Annotated in this window: 19 protein-coding genes; 17 read left to right on the plus strand and 2 right to left on the minus strand. The window is 67.0% G+C overall.

Going from position 1 to position 17,498, the window contains the following annotated elements:
• The first annotated feature begins 26 nt into the window (after positions 1-26).
• The 17 genes from F6W70_RS12155 (at position 27) to F6W70_RS12235 (ending at position 15,929) form a co-directional block, all read left to right on the plus strand.
• On the plus strand, positions 27-4,526 hold the full coding sequence (locus F6W70_RS12155; RefSeq protein ID WP_151486857.1) for a type VII secretion EssC family protein: 4,500 nt from the start codon (positions 27-29) through the stop codon (positions 4,524-4,526).
• Positions 4,527-4,645: 119 nt separating this feature from the next.
• A complete protein-coding gene (locus F6W70_RS12160) occupies positions 4,646-4,933 on the plus strand; it encodes a WXG100 family type VII secretion target (protein WP_052678951.1) in 288 nt (95 codons plus the stop codon).
• 85 nt (positions 4,934-5,018) lie between these two features.
• Complete coding sequence (locus F6W70_RS12165; protein ID WP_046746675.1) at positions 5,019-5,354, plus strand: hypothetical protein; 336 nt, start codon at positions 5,019-5,021, stop codon at positions 5,352-5,354.
• Complete coding sequence (locus tag F6W70_RS12170) at positions 5,351-6,598, plus strand: hypothetical protein (RefSeq protein ID WP_151486858.1); 1,248 nt, start codon at positions 5,351-5,353, stop codon at positions 6,596-6,598. Before F6W70_RS12165 ends, F6W70_RS12170 begins: the two co-directional genes overlap by 4 nt.
• Before the next feature lie 19 nt (positions 6,599-6,617).
• Entirely contained in the window at positions 6,618-7,121 is a 504-nt protein-coding gene (locus F6W70_RS12175; protein ID WP_151486859.1) for a hypothetical protein, read from the plus strand.
• Positions 7,121-7,699 (plus strand): hypothetical protein, encoded by a 579-nt coding sequence (locus F6W70_RS12180; RefSeq protein ID WP_151486860.1) that lies wholly within the window; start codon positions 7,121-7,123, stop codon positions 7,697-7,699. The genes F6W70_RS12175 and F6W70_RS12180 overlap by 1 nt, the downstream gene beginning before the upstream one ends.
• Positions 7,700-7,749: 50 nt before the next feature.
• Positions 7,750-8,256 (plus strand): hypothetical protein, encoded by a 507-nt coding sequence (locus tag F6W70_RS12185; RefSeq protein ID WP_151486861.1) that lies wholly within the window; start codon positions 7,750-7,752, stop codon positions 8,254-8,256.
• Between the two features lie 113 nt (positions 8,257-8,369).
• Positions 8,370-8,657 carry a WXG100 family type VII secretion target gene (locus F6W70_RS12190; protein ID WP_052678951.1) on the plus strand — a complete coding sequence of 96 codons (288 nt, stop codon included), beginning with the start codon at positions 8,370-8,372 and terminating at the stop codon, positions 8,655-8,657.
• Between the two features lie 79 nt (positions 8,658-8,736).
• The gene (locus tag F6W70_RS12195; RefSeq protein ID WP_151486862.1) at positions 8,737-9,636 is read left to right on the plus strand and encodes a hypothetical protein; all 900 of its coding nucleotides are present in this window, start codon (positions 8,737-8,739) and stop codon (positions 9,634-9,636) included.
• Positions 9,637-9,722: 86 nt separating this feature from the next.
• Complete coding sequence (locus F6W70_RS12200) at positions 9,723-10,070, plus strand: hypothetical protein (protein WP_055869619.1); 348 nt, start codon at positions 9,723-9,725, stop codon at positions 10,068-10,070.
• 14 nt (positions 10,071-10,084) lie between these two features.
• Entirely contained in the window at positions 10,085-11,386 is a 1,302-nt protein-coding gene (locus F6W70_RS12205) for a putative T7SS-secreted protein (RefSeq protein ID WP_055869622.1), read from the plus strand.
• Positions 11,383-11,991 carry a hypothetical protein gene (locus F6W70_RS12210; protein ID WP_151486863.1) on the plus strand — a complete coding sequence of 203 codons (609 nt, stop codon included), beginning with the start codon at positions 11,383-11,385 and terminating at the stop codon, positions 11,989-11,991. Before F6W70_RS12205 ends, F6W70_RS12210 begins: the two co-directional genes overlap by 4 nt.
• Before the next feature lie 37 nt (positions 11,992-12,028).
• A complete protein-coding gene (locus F6W70_RS12215) occupies positions 12,029-12,706 on the plus strand; it encodes a hypothetical protein (protein ID WP_055869631.1) in 678 nt (225 codons plus the stop codon).
• Between the two features lie 109 nt (positions 12,707-12,815).
• Positions 12,816-13,103 (plus strand): WXG100 family type VII secretion target, encoded by a 288-nt coding sequence (locus F6W70_RS12220; protein ID WP_028501988.1) that lies wholly within the window; start codon positions 12,816-12,818, stop codon positions 13,101-13,103.
• A 167-nt stretch (positions 13,104-13,270) separates the two neighbouring features.
• Positions 13,271-13,585, plus strand: a complete 315-nt coding sequence (locus F6W70_RS12225; protein WP_055869634.1) for a hypothetical protein — start codon at positions 13,271-13,273, stop codon at positions 13,583-13,585.
• Positions 13,566-15,254: an alpha/beta hydrolase gene (locus F6W70_RS12230; RefSeq protein WP_170287910.1), complete on the plus strand. Its 1,689-nt coding sequence runs from the start codon at positions 13,566-13,568 to the stop codon at positions 15,252-15,254. The genes F6W70_RS12225 and F6W70_RS12230 overlap by 20 nt, the downstream gene beginning before the upstream one ends.
• Positions 15,255-15,287: 33 nt before the next feature.
• Positions 15,288-15,929 carry a hypothetical protein gene (locus F6W70_RS12235; protein ID WP_151486865.1) on the plus strand — a complete coding sequence of 214 codons (642 nt, stop codon included), beginning with the start codon at positions 15,288-15,290 and terminating at the stop codon, positions 15,927-15,929.
• A 20-nt stretch (positions 15,930-15,949) separates the two neighbouring features.
• Here the strand turns inward: F6W70_RS12235 and F6W70_RS12240 are convergent, their stop codons facing one another.
• Together F6W70_RS12240 and F6W70_RS12245 are read right to left on the minus strand one after the other, a co-directional pair.
• Positions 15,950-16,426, minus strand: a complete 477-nt coding sequence (locus F6W70_RS12240) for a recombinase family protein (protein WP_055869643.1) — start codon at positions 16,424-16,426, stop codon at positions 15,950-15,952.
• Between the two features lie 54 nt (positions 16,427-16,480).
• Positions 16,481-17,470, minus strand: coding sequence for a malate dehydrogenase (locus F6W70_RS12245; RefSeq protein WP_151486866.1), 990 nt, complete (start codon positions 17,468-17,470; stop codon positions 16,481-16,483).
• Positions 17,471-17,498 lie beyond the last annotated feature (28 nt).

The following is a 17,498-nucleotide window of genomic DNA, read 5'->3' on the forward strand; positions in this document are numbered from 1 at the left end:
CGCCCTCGGCGCGGTGAGGACGAGCGATGAGAGTCAAGCTGACCCTGCGTCGACCTGCAGCACCTCTGACCGATGTGGTCGTGATGGCGGACTCGACCGCGACGATCGCCGATGTCGCGCGACAGATCGCCACGACCGACCCGGCGCGCAGCATCGCGGCGGGAGCGGCCGATGTGCTCACCCTCTCCGTGGCGCCGCCGACCAGCGAGCAGCTCACTATGCTCAACCCCGACCTGCTCGTGGGTGACGCCCCGATCGGCTCCGGATTCCTCGCCGAGGTGGTCAACGTCGGACCCCACCGGGCCTCGACGGGAGGCGCCGGTGCGCGTCCTGCCGCGGTGCTCACGGTCGTCGCCGGGCCCGCCGCCGGTCAGGAGTTCCCGCTGCCCATCGGGCACTTCCTGATCGGGCGAGACGCCGCCAACGATGTCACCATCGCCGATCCGCTCGTCTCCAAGCGCCACGCCAGGATCGAGGTCGCGACCACGTTCGTCGAGCTGGTCGACCTGAACTCGGCCAACGGCATCCTCGTGGACGGCGGTCTGGTCCAACGCCTCCGGGTCATTCCCGGTCAGACGTTCGTGCTCGGCGACTGCGAGTTCGTCGTGCACATGGTCAGCGACTTCGACGGTTCGGCGTCGGGCGACCCCGTGCTCGAGCGCGGGGGAGCATTGATGTTCAACCGCAGCCCCCGGGTCGAGGAACGCTTCACCGGTCAGGAGCTGGACGAACCGCGTTACCCGCGCGACCAGCCGTCGAGGCTCTTCCCCTGGCCCATGCTCGTCGCGCCGATCCTGCTGGCCGTCACGATGTTCAGCATCACGCAGCGCCCCGCGTCCCTGTTGATCGCCGCCGCATCACCGATGATGATGTTCGGCAACTTCATCTCGCAGAAGACCAACATCGGCCAGCGCCTGCGCAAGGAGGCGGAGTCGTTCGAGGAGCAGTTCGAGCGACTCGAGGAGACGCTCTACCACTCGCACCCGAAGGAGCGGGAGGTGCGGCAGAACGAGGTGCCGGCCGTCGCGGTGGTGTTCGACGAGGCGATGCGCCTCGGCCCCCTGCTGTGGACGCGCCGACCGGAGCACTGGAACTTCCTCGCCATGCGGCTCGGGGTGTGCGAGAGCGAGGCGCGCACCCGCATCAAGCGCACCGAGACTCCGGAGGCGCTCGTCGAGTACGTCGAACGTGTCGACCGTCTCGAGGAGCGGTACCGGATGATCGCCGACGTACCCATCCTGGAATCCCTGCAGAGTGTGGGGTCCATCGGTGTCGCGGGGCCGACCTCGCTCGCCAGCGATGCGCTGCGCGGCATCGCGGTCCAGCTGTTCGGAACGCACTCGCCGAACGAACTGGTCACGGTCGCCCTCACCGAGCCGGGGTGGGCGAACGAGCTCGACTGGCTCAAATGGCTGCCGCACACCTCGAGCGAGCGCAACCCGTTCAAGGAGATGCCGCTCGCGGACTCCGCCTCGACCGGCACGGCCCTGCTCAGCGGTCTCGAGGAGATCGTGCTGCGTCGCTCGCGGGAGTCGAAATCGGCGCGTCCTCCGTACGGCGCCGACTGGGATCCGATGCGCTACGGCACCGACGTCAAGCGCGCGGCCGAGGACGCCACGTTCCCCGGGCAGACCGCGATCCTGGTCATCGTGACCAATGACGCCCCCGTGGACCGGGCCCGCCTGACCCAGATCCTGGAGCGTGGTGCCGACGTCGGCGTTTACGCCCTCTTCGTCGCCCCGGTCGTCGAAGCGCTGCCCGCGGCGTGCCGCACCTTCGTGGATGTGAGCGCCGGGCTCGGCGACGCCGTGGTCGGCACCGTCCGCAGCGGCGTGGACTACCACGGAGTGCAGGTAGAGGGCGTCTCGCACGCGTACATGATGATGTTCGCGAAGCGTCTCGCTCCGGTCGTCGATTCGAGCACCGTGATCGAGGATTCCTCCGACATCCCGAACTCGGTCAGCTTCCTCTCGCTCGTGGGGAACGAGGTCGCTGAGGATGCGAACGCCGTGATCGACCGCTGGCGGCAGAACAACACCATCATCGACCGCTCCGGCGCGCCCCAGTCCCGTCTCAAGAAGGCCGGGAACCTGCGCGCCATCATCGGCCAGTCGCAGACCGATGCGATGACCCTCGATCTGCGCACGCAGGGTCCGCATGCGCTCGTCGGCGGCACGACCGGTGCCGGCAAGAGCGAGTTCCTGCAGGCGTGGGTGCTCGGCATGGCTGCCGCCCACAGCCCTGACCGTGTCACATTCCTCTTCGTCGACTACAAGGGCGGCTCCGCCTTCGCCGACTGCGTCGACCTCCCGCACACGGTGGGGCTCGTCACCGACCTCAGCCCGCACCTCGTGCGGCGTGCGCTCACCAGCCTGCGCGCGGAGCTGCATCACCGCGAGCACCTCTTCAACCGCAAGAAGGCGAAGGACCTGCTCGAGCTCGAGAAGCGCCGCGACCCGGAGACCCCGCCCGCGCTGGTGCTCGTGATCGACGAGTTCGCCGCGCTCGCCGGAGAGGTGCCGGAGTTCGTGGACGGCGTCGTCGACATCGCTCAGCGCGGTCGCTCCCTCGGCATCCACCTGATCATGGCGACGCAGCGCCCCGCCGGCGTCATCAAGGACAACCTCCGCGCGAACACCAACCTCCGCGTCGCGCTGCGTATGGCCGACGAATCCGATTCCAAGGACGTCGTCGATGATCCGGTGGCGGCGACGTTCTCGCCGTCGCTACCCGGGCGCGGTATCGCGAAGACCGGTCCCGGGCGTCTCGTGCCCTTCCAGTCCGCCTACGCGGGCGGGTGGACGACCGATGAGGTGCAGGTAGCCGAGGTCAAGGTCGCCGAGCTCCGGTTCGGCTCGATCCAGACCTGGGAGGCCGAGCAGGCTCCGGAGTCCGACTCCCACGACGAAGACCTCGGACCCAACGACCAGAAGCGCATCGTGGCGACGCTCGTGAACGCGGCGCGACAGGCGCGCATCCCGGCGCCCCGACGCCCGTGGCTCGACGATCTGGAGGGCGCCGTCGACATGCGCGACCTCCCCGTGCTCGGCGACGGACAGGTGCTGCTCGGCAAGATGGATGTCCCGGAGCGTCAGCTGCAGGAGCCGGCCTACTTCCATCCCGACAAGGACGGGTCGCTGCTCGTCTACGGCACGAGTGGATCGGGCAAGTCGACCGTGCTGCGCACGATCGCGATCGCCGCCGGGTTCGACTCCGCGCATTCGAACGTCGAGGTGTACGGCCTCGACTTCGGTTCCGGCTCGCTCAAGAGCCTGGAGATGCTGCCGCATGTCGGGTCGATCATCTCGGGCGACGATTCCGAGCGTGTGCAGCGCGTTCTCCGCTCGCTCGCCAAGGTGCTCGATGACCGTGGAAAGCGCTTCAGCGCCGCCAATGCCTCCAGCCTGACCGAGTACCGCGAGATCACCGGTAAGGACGAGGCGCGCATCCTGCTCCTGATCGACGGTTTCCCGCAGTTCCGCAGCGAGTGGGAGTCCACCACCGCGCGCATGCCGTTCTATCAGACGTTCATGCGCATCCTCGGGGAGGGGCGCCCGCTGGGCGTGCACGTGATCGCGAGCGCCGACCGTTCGGGCTCCGTGCCCACCGCGGTCAGCGCCAACGTGTCGCGGCGCGTGGTCCTGCGGCTCTCCGACGAATCCGGGTACGCGATGCTCAACGCCCCCAAGGACGTGCTGGACGAGCGTTCGGCGCCTGGTCGTGCCATCGTCGATGGTCGGGAGACCCAGATCGCCACTCTCGGCGGCACCCCGAACGTCGCCGAGCAGACCAAGCTGCTGGAACGGCTCGCGGAGCAGCTGCGCGCGTCGGGTGCGAGGGAGGTGCCGGAGATCGGCGCCCTGCCCACTCGTCTGTCGGTGCGCGACCTTCCCGATCGTCTGGGTGAGTTCCCGGTGCTCGGCGTCGCGGAGGACACCCTGGCCGCGCGCGACTTCGACCCGGTCGGCACGTTCGTCGTGGCCGGGCCGCCGTCGTCGGGCAAGACCAACGCCCTGAAGTCGCTCATCACCTCGATGCGGCGGCTCGACCCCTCCGCCGTGCTGTTCCACTTCGGCGGCCGCCGTGCTCAGCTCAAGGACTACGCGAGCTGGACACGCAGCGCGGTGACGCCGGAGGATGCGAAGGAGCTCGCCAAGGAGATCACCGAGCTGATCGCCGACGACTCGCTCCCGACCAGAGTGCTCATCGTGGTCGAAGATGTGCCCCAGTTCGCCGACAGTCCCGCCGAGCGCGAGATGAAGGCCCTCTTCCAGGCGATCAACCGCAGTGACCACCTGCTCATCGGCGACGCCGACGTCACGCAGGTCACGAGCGGCTTCGGGTTCATCGGCGACTTCAAGGCCGGGCGCAAGGGCATCATCCTCAAGCCCGATTCCTTCGACGGCGACGCGGTGTTCAAGGTGCCGTTCCCGAAGGTCAAGCGCACCGACTTCCCCGAGGGGCGAGGCATCTTCGTGCAGGCCGGCCGCCAGGTCACCGTGCAGCTGCCGCTCGTCGAGGGGTAGGAACGGCCGAAGCCGCGGATGGGGAGTTGTCCCCATCGACGTCGGTGCGGGTATTTCCATAAGGTGGTCTTATTCGGGCCGGAGGGGTCCGGTTCTTTCGATTTGCGGAGGTGTGGACGATGGCCGATTTCGGTGCGTCTTATGCAGAGATGGAGCAGGTGGCGTCGTCGCTGTCGCAGGCTCGTGATGACATTCAGGGTCAGTTGGACACGTTGAAGGGTCAGGTCGACACGCTTCTGGGTGACGACTTCAAGACGCAGCACGCGTCGGGCAAGTTCGGTGAGGGGTACACGGAGCTGACGACGGGTCTGAAGACCGCGGTCGACGGTATCAACGACATGTCCGAGTCGCTGCTGGGCATGATGCGGGCGATCCAGGACCTGGATCAGCAGCTCGCCGGCAGCTGACACCGGGGCACTCTGACTCGAAAGGGGGCGGCGGGATCCGTCGGCCCCTTTTCTCTCATCATCCCCGCTGGAGAAGATACTCGCGATGGACATCATGCTCGATCTGGACCGACTTCGCCTGACGAAGACCGGCCTGACATCCTCGGTTGACGCCTTCGAATCGGCGGCTCAGACCAACGATGCGCTGGAGAGCGCCGTCGGAAAACCGGACGGACGTTCCGAGCTGCGGCAGAAGGTCTCCGACTTCGAGGACGACTGGAAGTCGAACCGAGGCAAGCTGCAGAAGAACCTCGACGAGATCCTCAAGCAGCTGACCGGGATCATCGATGGTTGGGAGCAGTGGGACTCCGAGACCGCGAACGGCTTCGAGAACCCCACGAGCACCGCAGACGTCTCCGTAGGGAAGGCCACTCCGCGATGAGATCTCCGTTCACGCAGCACGAACTGCGACCGCTCGAGGGAAACCCGACCGTGATCTGGGATGACGGCGACGGATTCGTGAAGCTCGCCGTCACGATGTCCGAGACGGCGGTGCTGCTCACCGAGATCGGTGACTCCAGCGTCCACAAGAGCAAAGGCACGGACAAACTCGGCGACATGGCACGGGAGTCGTCGAGTGACCTGTCCGATGCCGCGGTGCGCTACGAGGGGACGGGCAAGGCGCTGCGTACGTATGCGGACGCGCTGCGGACCGCGCAGAACTGGCTCGACCTTCACCTCGACGAGGTCGAACGCGCGGAGAGGGAGTATCAGAGCGCGCTCGATGAGAAGGAAGCGGCTGACCGGAACCAGGCCTCGGTCGATCATCAGTGGCCCTGGGAGGACGAGCCGACGCAGGCGGACAAGGAAGCAGCGTCCGGCGCCGTCGATGCGGCGAACACCTCGCTCACCGGAGCGAAGGCGGATCGCGATGCCCAGTGGCGCAGCTTCGACCATGTGTTCGAGGCGTGGTCCGATGCGTATGACGATGCCGTGGAGGGTGTGCAGAAGGCCATGGACACGGCCGACAACGGCGACGGATTCTGGGGATTCGTCGACGACCTCCTCACCGTCATATCCGTCGTCCTGATCGTTCTCACGATCGTCGCACTGATCATCGGCGCCCCTTTCACAGGTCTATTGGCAGGGGTGCTCCTCGGACTCACTCTCCTCAGCCTCGGTCTCACTGCGCTCAAGTATTTCGATGGTCGTGCGACGCTGGGCGACGTCGGGCTCGCCGCGCTCGGCCTGCTGCCGTTCGGGATCGGTAGGGTGCTCTCGAAGGGCGTTCCCGCGCTCGGTGCCGTCCTCAGCGGCGGACGGGGTGTCGTCACCTCGGTGATCCGAGCGGGCCTTCCGCGCGTGCGGCTCTTTCATCCGTCCACCTGGGCGACGCCGTTCCAGTGGCTCGCGGCACCGATCCGTTCGATGTCGAATCTGCCCAGGCCGGGTCTCTTCGTCAACCCGTTGCGGACGATCGTCAACGGCGGCCCTGAGGTGCAGCAGATGCAGCGATTCCTCACGACGATGCACAACTCGCAGTGGGGGGCGAATCCTGCCGTGCAGCAGTTCATCGCGGCGACCGCGTCGCACTTCCCCTCCAGCCTGGTATCGCGGCTGAACGCGGTGAACTGGCTCGGATCCACGAGTCTGAACGTCTACGGGTCGATCACGGCGCCCTGGTGACGGCCTACGCTTGATTCTCATGACCTCCCCTCGGGCCTCCGTGCACAAGCGGATCACGACGATGTATCTCCTGCTGCGGATGATGCAGGCGGCGGCGCTGATCGTCTATCTCGTTGGGTCTTTGCTTCTCACCGGAGGACAGATCGCCGCCGGTCGTGCGCCGATGTGGGGCGTTGCCATCGACTACCCCCTGTTCTCTTTTCCAGGGCTGCTACCTCTCGTCGTGTCCGTCATCGGTCTCATCCTGGCCGCCGCTGTTCTCGCTACGGCGCGTGTGAACGATTCCGGTCGAGTGGGCGGAGCGTTCGCGGCGACGGGTGCGGCCACCGCGTCCTCGGCGATGTTCGCGTGGATGCTCCCTTCGGAAGGGGCGACCGAGGCGACGCTGCGGTGGGCCGCGGCCGGTCTCGACGGGGCCGCCACTGTGGTTCTGATGGTCGCAGCGCTGATCCTCGCCGTCCGAGATGACCGTGCTCGTCAGCGTGAAGGACGCCCGATATGGACCCCCGGTCAGGAAAGCTGATGGCCGAAGGCGAGCCCGGCGGATTCAGCATCCTGTTCCCGCCGGGATGGACGCGGTACTTCATCGATGATGAGGGGCGAAAAGCCCTGACCACGCGGATGTCGTCGCAGATTCGGGCGCTCGGTCGCCCCGATCTCGATGTCGAGGCGCGGATGCTGATCAGCCAGCAATGGAAGCAGATGCAGGCGCGGAGCGTCGGTGCGGTCTACCTTCCGGACGCGATGGGGGACGACTCGAAACCTCTGCCGATGTCGTTCGCGTTGATCCAACATGTCGCTCGTCCCGGAACCGATTTCGAGTCGGCGTTCCGCGACATGGCGAAGGGGACCGTTGAAGCTTTCGACACGTCGATCGGTCGGATTCTGCGGGTCGAGAGCGAGCGCCGCGGCACAGACGAGCTCGCGGACGTGATCGGGCGGCAGATCGACTACGGCATCGCGCTTCCGAACCCCCGCGATCGTCGCGGCATGATCATCTCGACCTCCATCACCACGCTCGACGACACCGCACCCGATCTGGTGAATGGTCTGATCGAGCTCAGCGATACGATCGTCGAGACGTTCCGGTGGCGTGCGTGAGCCGCTACCGGGTGCGGCCCGACCAGACCGCTTGGCTGACACTTCCGCTCGTGTTCCCATGGAGAGACTTCGTCGATGACGTGTCCTGGGCCGCCGAAGTCGCAGGTGACCGAGCCCTTGCGGAGGCGCCCGCTGCTGTCCGCACGGCTATCGCCGAGAGCGCGCTCACTCTCGTGCGCGCCGAGCCGCCGCTTCCGGGGGTGCAGGAACGATTCTGGTGGCTCCCCTCGATCGGCGGAGCGGTGGTCGTCGCTCACCTGACGGCTGTCGAACTCGACGAGTCGCTGTGCGAGCAGCCCCTGGAATCTCTCGTCTTCCTCGGTGCGGGAGGCATGGTCCAGAACATTACCGAGGTCGAGGGGAGCGCGTTCGATACGGCACTGGACTGCGTGCTGCTCGTCGCGGTCGAGGACTCGACCATCGCGCTGAGGCGCCTCCTCGGACGGACTGCGCGGACGCTGCTGATGCTCGACGTCTTCGTCGACGACGGCGGTGCGCTCCACGAGGCGCAGCACGATATCTCGTCGCTCTTCACCTCGATCGAAGTGGTGGACTGACCGGGCTCGTCGATGGGGACTTGTCCCCATCGACGGTGTTTGCGGCTGCCCCGTAGGGTGGTCTTATTCGGGCCGGAGGGGTCCGGTTCTTTCGATTTGCGGAGGTGTGGACGATGGCCGATTTCGGTGCGTCTTATGCAGAGATGGAGCAGGTGGCGTCGTCGCTGTCGCAGGCTCGTGATGACATTCAGGGTCAGTTGGACACGTTGAAGGGTCAGGTCGACACGCTTCTGGGTGACGACTTCAAGACGCAGCACGCGTCGGGCAAGTTCGGTGAGGGGTACACGGAGCTGACGACGGGTCTGAAGACCGCGGTCGACGGTATCAACGACATGTCCGAGTCGCTGCTGGGCATGATGCGGGCGATCCAGGACCTGGACCAGCAGCTCGCCGGCAGCTGAACCACGGCACGGTTTCACGAAGAGGGGCGACCATGACGGTCGGCCCTCTTCGTCGTTCGCGGGCGTTTACTCTGGGAGCATGAGTGCGTCTGAGGCTGTCGAGGAGTTCGAACGCGGTGTGCTGGAGGCGAATGCGCCCCTGGCCGCGCTGCATGAGGCGGCGGGAGTCTCGGGTGACGCTCGGATGCGGGAACTCGCGGCCCACATCGCGTTCCCGTCCTGGCCGGGAGCGACGTCGGCGACGGCGTTGAAGCGCGCCGCTCAGGAGGCGGAGATCACCGCGGTGTTGGACGAATATGCGGCCTCCGCTCGCCCGCTGATCCGACCGGCAGACCAGGAGCGCTGGGAGCTGCTGGTCGCCGACATGCAGCGCAGGAGCGGCGAGGGATTCCTCGCGGACGAGCTCGGGCGCAGCGCGGTGGGAGCCTCGCTCCTGCGGGCGAAGCTCGGCGGACGTCCGCATCGGGCGCAGCAGCGCGGCGGTATCGACTGCGCATGCGGCTATGCGGTCGATGGCGTCATGCCGCAGAAGCTGTGTCCGGAGTGCGGTGACGTGCTCCTGCGGCGCTGGGTGGCCGAGGAACGGCGACTCCTGCGGGCCATGCCTGCGTACGCGGAAGAGGTTGCGCGAGTCATCGAGGTGACTGCGCAGAAGCAGGCCAAAGTGGCCCAGAGTCGCGGCGACTACACGGCCGACGAGGCGAGCGCGACGCGCAGAGCTGGCGGACGTCGACTCTCACGTCTTCGCCGCACGCACCGCGTCGAGCTGGCGAAACTCGACCTCCGGCGTTGGTCGAGCTTCGTCGAGATGCTCTCCCGAGACGCGCGCCCCGCGGTTCGGACCACCGCTGCGAAGGCGCAGAAGCGCGGCCCCGGTGCGGCGGCTCTCACTGAACTCTCGCTCCTCTCGATGGCCGACGTGATCAAAGTCGCTGAGCGCATTCTGGAGAAGCGCAGGAACAGCAGCTGGAAGGTCTGAGGTGTCGGCGGATGGGGAGTACTCCCCATCGCGTCGCGCGGTGCTTCCCAGTAACGTCATAGCGTCCGGGAAAGAAGGAGGGGGTCATGGCAGGCGAACGCATGCTCGTGCCGATCAGTGATCTGCAGACGACCAGCGAGAAGCTCACGGCGATCGTGGCCGAGCTGGAGTCGGCCGCGGCGAAGCAGGATGACGTCGAGAACGCCGTCGGCAGGCCCTACGGCGACGGACGTCTGAAGGATCGCTGCCACGACTTCGAGGGCAGCTGGAACGACAGCCGCGACAAACTGCTCACCAAGCTCAAAGAGGTCGCCGATCGCGTCAAGGGCACGGTCGACGAGGTCACGAGCCTCGACACCGAGATGGCAACGTCGATGGAGCAGTCGGGTTCGGGGAACGCGCCGGGCGCCGGCCGTCAGCCGGCCGCGGTCTAGGGGGAGAGAAGCAGATGCAGACGAACAAGGGGCGTGACGTCGAGGTCGTGGCCGGAGATGCCGTGGCGATCGCCGACAGGGGGACGAAGATCGTCGAGCTCGGTGACAGCATGGTCAGTGCCGCCGCGACGCTCAAGGGGATCAAGGACGGCTCCATCGAAGGCGAGGGCTACGCGATGGACAAGATCAAGGATGTCGTCGACGACGTCCACAAGGATCTCGACGAGGCGGGTCGCCGCTACAAGCCGGCAGGGACCACGCTGAACAACTACGCCGCGGCGCTCGAGACCGCCCAGAGCCGCATGCGCACCATCGTGGCCGACTGCCAGACCAGCCTCACCGAGCTGCAGACCGCGCAGTCGAATGCCGCCGACGCCGCCGATGCGCTCCAGGCGCACAACACGTCGACGCGGCTGAACCCACCGGCACCCGAAGACACATCGGCGAGCACGACGGCCGGCACGAATCTCGCGAACGCCGCCTCCGGCGCGGCATCGACCCTCAACACCGCGGAGACCACCCACAACGACAACCTCGACGCGTTCGACGGCGAGTACGACACCTGGCACACGGCCTATGAGACCGCCGTCTCGGGGCTCACCGACGCGAACAAGATCGGCGAGGACTCCACGTGGGAGAACATCGCCGGTGTCCTCGCCGTGGTGGCCGAGTGGGTGAGCTGGATCGGCCTCGCCATCGCCGTGCTCGGACTCATCATCGGCGGGCCCTTCTTCGCGATCGCGGCACTCGTGGTCGGCGTCATCGCACTCGCACTCACGGTCGCCCTGATGTTCGACGGGCGCAAGGGCTGGGGCGATCTCGCGATGTCGATCATCGGGATCCTCCCGATCGGGAAGCTCGGACAGGGATTCGGGAAGTTCTTCAAGGCGATTCCGAAGCAGCTCACCGGACCGCTCGGCCAGATCCGCAACATCCGTGGAATCACCGCGGCTCCGAAGGGTAGCTGGGGTGTGATGAGCAAGGCGAACTTCGCGAACTTCGTACAGAACGCCTCGCGGACACGCATGACCGGTCCGTTCACCCTCGCGGGGCTCGGCCAGCGTTTCCTCGGCGGATCGAATCGCTCGTTCACCGTCTCGTTCCAGGAGGCGGTCGCGGCCGGCACCGGATACGGGAACCGGTTGATGAACCAGCTGCCGGATGCGCTCTCCAGCCTCGCGAAGTCTCCGGCGCCCGACCTGTTCGAGCAGGCCTACAACGTGTACAAGTGGGCGGACAAGGGCGTGGCTCTCGCGGGCGGCAGCCCTTCCGGTGGTCTGTCGCCGGCCAGCATGCTCAACGGTCTCACCCGATGACGTCGGTGCCGGTCGCCGACGGCGCGGCGCGATGGGACTTCGCGTACGACGCGGAGTGGTTCATCCCACTGCCCGCGGCTGACCTGCTGCGGCGAGAGCCGAGCATCGGGGAGCAGTGGGTGTCGGCTGCGGTCGAGCACTACGCCGAACGGGCCCCGCTCTCGGACGGGGACCGCGAGGCGCTCTTCTTCACGGCCGAGGGCATGTTGGGTCTCGCCGGCAACGCCGCCGTGCAACTGTGGTTCGTGCCGCGCGGGGTGTACAGCGACGTCGTGATCGAGGTGACGGTCTCCGCGGCAGCCGACCTGGACATCCCTGCCATCCTGACCGAGATCGCCACCCTCCCTGACTCGACGGCGTCCGAGCTCACGGCCTTGGAGACCGACTCCCACGGCAAGGGCTTCCTTCTGCGACGCACGTCCGCCGTGCTCCTCGACGACGGGGAGGCACGCCCCATCGCGAACTGGACGGTGATGCTGAGCGACGGCAACTCTGCGATCATGATCGAGGCGATGGGGTCGACGCTCGAGCCGTTCGCTCTCATGGAGGAGCAGATCCCGAAGATCATCTCCGGCATCACCCTGCCGAGTGGCCAGCCCGCGTGACCGCCGACCGCACGATCGACACGAGGAGTGCCGCCCGATGAATGAGATGAACGACCTCGGCGTGGAATTCCGCTTCGGCATCCCCGCCTTCCGTCTCGTGCTGCCCCCGGGGTGGACGACGCACCTCCCGACGAACGCGGGGCAGCAGGAGGACGTGCGCAAGGCGAGTGCGATCTTCATGCAGGCCGGGCGCCCCGATCTGGACGCCGAGTTCCGCACGATGATGGCGCAAGCCAACCAGGGCATGCGGCGCACCAAGGTGTTCGCGATCTATCGGCAGGAGGACGTGCCGATGGAGGAGCTGCTGCCGTTGTCGATCACGGCCTCTGCCCTCGATGCGCCCGACGGCGAGAACCTCGACGCCTGGGTGACCGAGGCATTCCGCGCGCGTGGCGCGGTGTTCCTCGACGAGAACCTCAAGCACATCGTCCGCTGGTCCACCGAGGCCAAGCGCCCCGCGGGTGCGCCCGCGATCGACGGGGTCGGCGGCCGAACGGTGACGTACATCATTCCGGTACCGGGGACGCTGCGTCGCAAGGCGCTCGTGTTCACGTCGACCATCGTGATCCCCGACGGAGACGTGATCCCCGCCGAGGTGCTCGACGGCATCGAGCTGCTGAGCGACGCCATGATCTCGACCTTCGCGTGGGAGCAGCTGGCCGAGGAGCCCGCGGTCCCGGACATGGCAGGGCAGACGCCCACTCCCGGCAGTTGAGGCGGTCGATGGGGACTTGTCCCCATCGACGGTGTTTGCGGCTGCCCCGTAGGGTGGTCTTATTCGGGCCGGAGGGGTCCGGTTCTTTCGATTTGCGGAGGTGTGGACGATGGCCGATTTCGGTGCGTCTTATGCAGAGATGGAGCAGGTGGCGTCGTCGCTGTCGCAGGCTCGTGATGACATTCAGGGTCAGTTGGACACGTTGAAGGGGCAGGTGGACACGCTTCTGGGTGAGGACTTCAAGACGCAGCACGCGTCGGGCAAGTTCGGTGAGGGCTACACGGAGCTGACGACGGGTCTGAAGACCGCGGTCGACGGTATCAACGACATGTCCGAGTCGCTGCTGGGCATGATGCGGGCGATCCAGGACCTGGATCAGCAGCTCGCCGGCAGCTGACACCGCGGCGCCAGCTGACACAACAGTCTCGAGGAGGGGTCGACGGTTCGCCGTCGGCCCCTTCTTCGTGCCCTCGAGCTCCGGATCACGCCCGATGGGCAGTTCTCCCCATCGGTGCCGTACGAGCGTCCAACTATGGTGGATCACGGCAGAACCGGGGGGAAGCCATGTCAGACGTCGAGATCGACAAGCGCGCACTCGAAGGCGCCGTCCTGCAGATCAGCTTCTCGGTCGGTGACTACGTCATGTACGCGAACGACATCGCCGCGCGCGACACGGGCGTCGGCAACCCCGCGGGGCGCACGGGCCTGCGGGTCATGCTCGAGAACGCGCTGGGACAGGCGATGCTCGAGGCGCGGGCGCAGCATCTCGCGGGGATCGGCATCACCGATCGACTGACGAGCATCAACGAGTCATTCGAGGACCTCGACGTCTCACTGGGTAGCGGATGGGATGTCGACTATGTCGCTGACCTCTCCTAACCGCGGGTGGACGCTCGAGGAGATCGAGTATGACAGTGGGCAGCTCGAAGGGATCCATGCCGATCTCGGAAAGCTCACAGACGCCGGAGGGAACGCGCAGATCGTGCTGCGCAACATCGACGGTGGCCTCGAGGGGCGGGGCCAGAGCATCACTCTCGTGCAGCGCGAATCGGGGCTGCTCGCCACTCGGATGAACCCGACCATCGCCACACTCGGGCGCATCGCCGACGTCGTGCGGGCCTACGGTGAGGCTGTCGCGACGCATGCCAGAACCGCGAACGACCTGATCGACGACATCGAGACCGCGCATGCGGCGAACGAGGCGGCGGTCGCCGATCTCGAGAATGCACGATCCCAGCAGCAGATGTGCACCCCCGACGACGACGCGAGCACGCGTTCGACCGCGGAACAGGACGTCACCGACGCGCAGAGCTCGCTCGCCACGACACGCAGCGCCCTCGAAGGCCTCTGGGAGAGCTGGGAAGCCGCATACGCGCTCTGGGACGAGGCGTATGGTGCAGCGATCGCCGGACTCGTCCATTCGGACGGCTCGACCCTCAGCGACTCGACCCTCTCGGCGATCGACGCGCTGGCGAACGCAGATACCCCTGCCGAGGTCACGGGGATCTGGGACAGTCTCACCGATGCGCAGCGCGATGCGCTCCGTCTCACGTACCCGGGCTTCATCGGGAACCTCGAAGGTGTGCCCTACCTCGATCGCATGCTCGCCAACAGGGCGACATATGAACGAGTGATCGACGCCGGACCCTACGGCGAGCCGCTGGACACGCAGTTCGAGAACCTCGGGATCGAGATCAACCGGTTCCAGGGGCAGTTGCTGATGTTCAACCCCTTCGAGCAGCCGCAAGCCACCGCTGCTGTCATGTACGGCGTGACCATTCAGGATGAGAACGGTGACCCCGTCGACCCGCTCAAAGGCGTCACCAACGTGAACGTGCTCGTCGGCGGGATGTTCTCGGGCCTTGGAGACCTCGAGGCATGGGGGCAGAGCGCACGCGACCTGAACTTCTTCGCCGACGGGTACAACGACGGGACCAGGTCGGCAACGATCGCCTGGTACGGATACGACTCGCCCAACCTTCTTACCGAGCACACGATGGGCAGCGCTACTGAGGGGGCCGCGACTCTCAGCGCCACGCTGCGAGGGCTCGACAACGAGGTGTCGTCGAGCGTCACGACCTCCGTCATCGGGCACTCGTACGGCAGCACGACCGCTTTCCTGGCGGTGGGCGGATCCCCCGACAACCTCGGTGTCGACAATCTGATCGCGGTCGGCTCGGCGGGGGTGCCGGACGGCTACCACCAGACGTGGACCGGAGATGATCCGATGGACTATTCCGGCACTCAGGTCTACGCGTCGCGGGCTCCCGGCGATCTGGTCGCCCGCTATGGTGAGCACAGCTCCTTCGGACACGGCACCAACCCCGAAGAGCTGCCGGGAGCGATCAGCTTCGAAAGCGACGGCGGCACCGTGCCGAAGGTGGGCGGCGGCACCGAGGACGGCCTCGGAACCCCGGGCCACGCGGCGCACGACGGCGGCAACAGTATCTGGGGCTGGTGGGAAGAAGGCAACGGATACCTCGCTCGCGATTCGGAATCCTTCCGTAACATTGCCTACATCGTGGCCAACGGCCAGGCGTGGAACTGAGTCGTGGTGGCAACGGCAGCAAGGGGCGGGCGGATGGCGAAGCGCTGGCGGATCACCGCGGCGATGGCGGTGCTCGCGTTAGGCCTTACCGGGTGCACGAATGAAGGAGACGGCATGGCGACCCCGACCGGCGACGAGCTCGTCGCCCAGGCGAAGCAGCACTACCTTGACTATCGCGAAGTCACGAACGGCGTCCAGGCGCTGATCTTCGACGGCCGGTGGGAGGCTCCGGGCGGCTCATTCGGCATGGAGCCTTCGGGGGCGGGGTGCCCGGACGGTTCTTACAAATTCTCTCTCGCCAGGTCGACGAAAGTGGGCCCGGAGCAGCATGCCGAGCGAGGCGCCGCTGTGCAGAAGTACCTCATGGATGCGGGCTATGAGCTCGACGGCATGGACTTGGGGTCGGGCGAGATTCAGTCGAGTGATGTGATCGTGCGCGAGCAGGGCGACTTCTCGTTGTTGACGGTGACGTTCATCACGAACGGCAACGTGCTCGTGACGGCGACGACCAAGTGCTGGTCCGGTGACCGCTACGAGCTCGGTGACCTGATTTTCGGTGATGCGAACCTTTCGGACGGGTACCTGCCGCGTGAGGAGTCGCCGAGCGATCCGCTCTTCTTCGGTGTGACACCAGGCGAGCCGGCGTTCGGCCCGACTCCCACGCCGACGCCATAGCGTCGGAGGCGTCGCCCCGGTCAGTGAGCGGCGGCCGCGTCGGCCAGATGCCGCGCGTCGTGGCTGAGCACCTTCACGATGATGCCGTGCCGACGGAGCTCCGACGCGGTGCGGGCGCCTTCGTCGGCGTCGAGGCCGAGTGCCTTGATGTTCGCGACCACGACCACATCACCCGTGCGCAGGGTCGAGATGAGACGCGCGAGGCGGTCGTTCCAGCTCTCCAGGATGTCGGGCGCAGGGTGGCGGAATCCCTCGATCGGGACACCGAAACGGGTGAGGTCTTCGCGCTGCTCGACGACCGACGGCATCCCCTCGCGGGCGACGACGAGGCCGACCAGACGCGATCCGTCGGGACGGGCCGTCCAGAAGTTGCGGTTCTGCTGCAGCTCGGTGAAGCACTTCGGGCACGTCGCAGCATCGTGCGGCAGGTGCAGGGGGCTCGTCAGAGCCTCGTCGACCGATGCCGTGGTCTTCGTGGGATCAATCGTCTCGCTCATCGCGCACCTCCGGCATCCATTCTGCCCTGTCGTCGGACGCCGCGGCGACCGGATTCACAAGAGACCGAGCGCCTGAACCGTCTCCCGCTCCTGGAGCAGTTCCGCCACGGAGGCGTCGATCCTGGTGCGCGCCCAGTCGCTCACCTCGAGCCCGTCGACGATCTGCCACTCGCCGTCGACGGAGCGCACCGGGAACGACGAGATCAGGCCCTCAGGGACCCCGTACTCGCCGTGCGAGACGACGCCGGCCGAGGTCCAGTCGTCGGTGCCCTGCACCCAGTCGCGTACGTGGTCGATGGTGGCACTCGCGGCCGATGCCACGGACGACGAGCCGCGGACCTCGATGATCTCGGCGCCGCGCTTGGCGACCCGCGGGATGAACGTCTGGTCGAGCCAGGCGGGAACGTCGCCCACGATCTGCTCGAGCGCTTCTGCGACCGGTCGCCCGCCGACGGTCGCGTGCGAGATGTCGGGGAACTGCGTCGCCGAGTGATTGCCCCAGATGGGCACGCGGCGAACGGTGTGCACGGGAGCGCCGAGTGTGTGTGCGAGCTGGGCCCGCGCGCGGTTCTCGTCCAGCCGCGTCAGCGCGGTGAAGCGCTCCGCAGGCACACCGTCGGCCGCAGCCGCCGCGATCAGGGCGTTCGTGTTGGCGGGGTTGCCGACCACCGTGACACGCACGCCTGCTGCGGCATTGGCGGCGATGGCAGCCCCCTGCGGGCCGAAGATGCCGCCGTTGGCTGCGAGCAGGTCGGCGCGCTCCATGCCGGGGCCGCGCGGCCGTGCGCCGACCAACAGGGCGAGGTCGCAACCGTCGAAGCCCACCGCGGCGTCATCGGTCACCTCGACGTGCTCGAGCAGACCGAACGCGCCGTCCTGCAGCTCGAGCGCGGCACCCTCCGCGGCGCCGAGCCCCTGCGGGATCTCCAGCAGTCGCAGACGCACCTTCTCATCCGGGCCGAGCAGGTCGCCCGCCGCGATGCGGAACAGCAGTGCGTAGCCGATCTGTCCGCCGGCGCCGGTGATGGTGATCGTGGTCGTCATGCCCCGAGCCTACGTCCGTTGGAGGGGC

Origin of the sequence: Microbacterium maritypicum (genome assembly GCF_008868125.1) — a bacterium.
GTDB classification, from domain to species: Bacteria; Actinomycetota; Actinomycetes; order Actinomycetales; family Microbacteriaceae; genus Microbacterium; species Microbacterium maritypicum.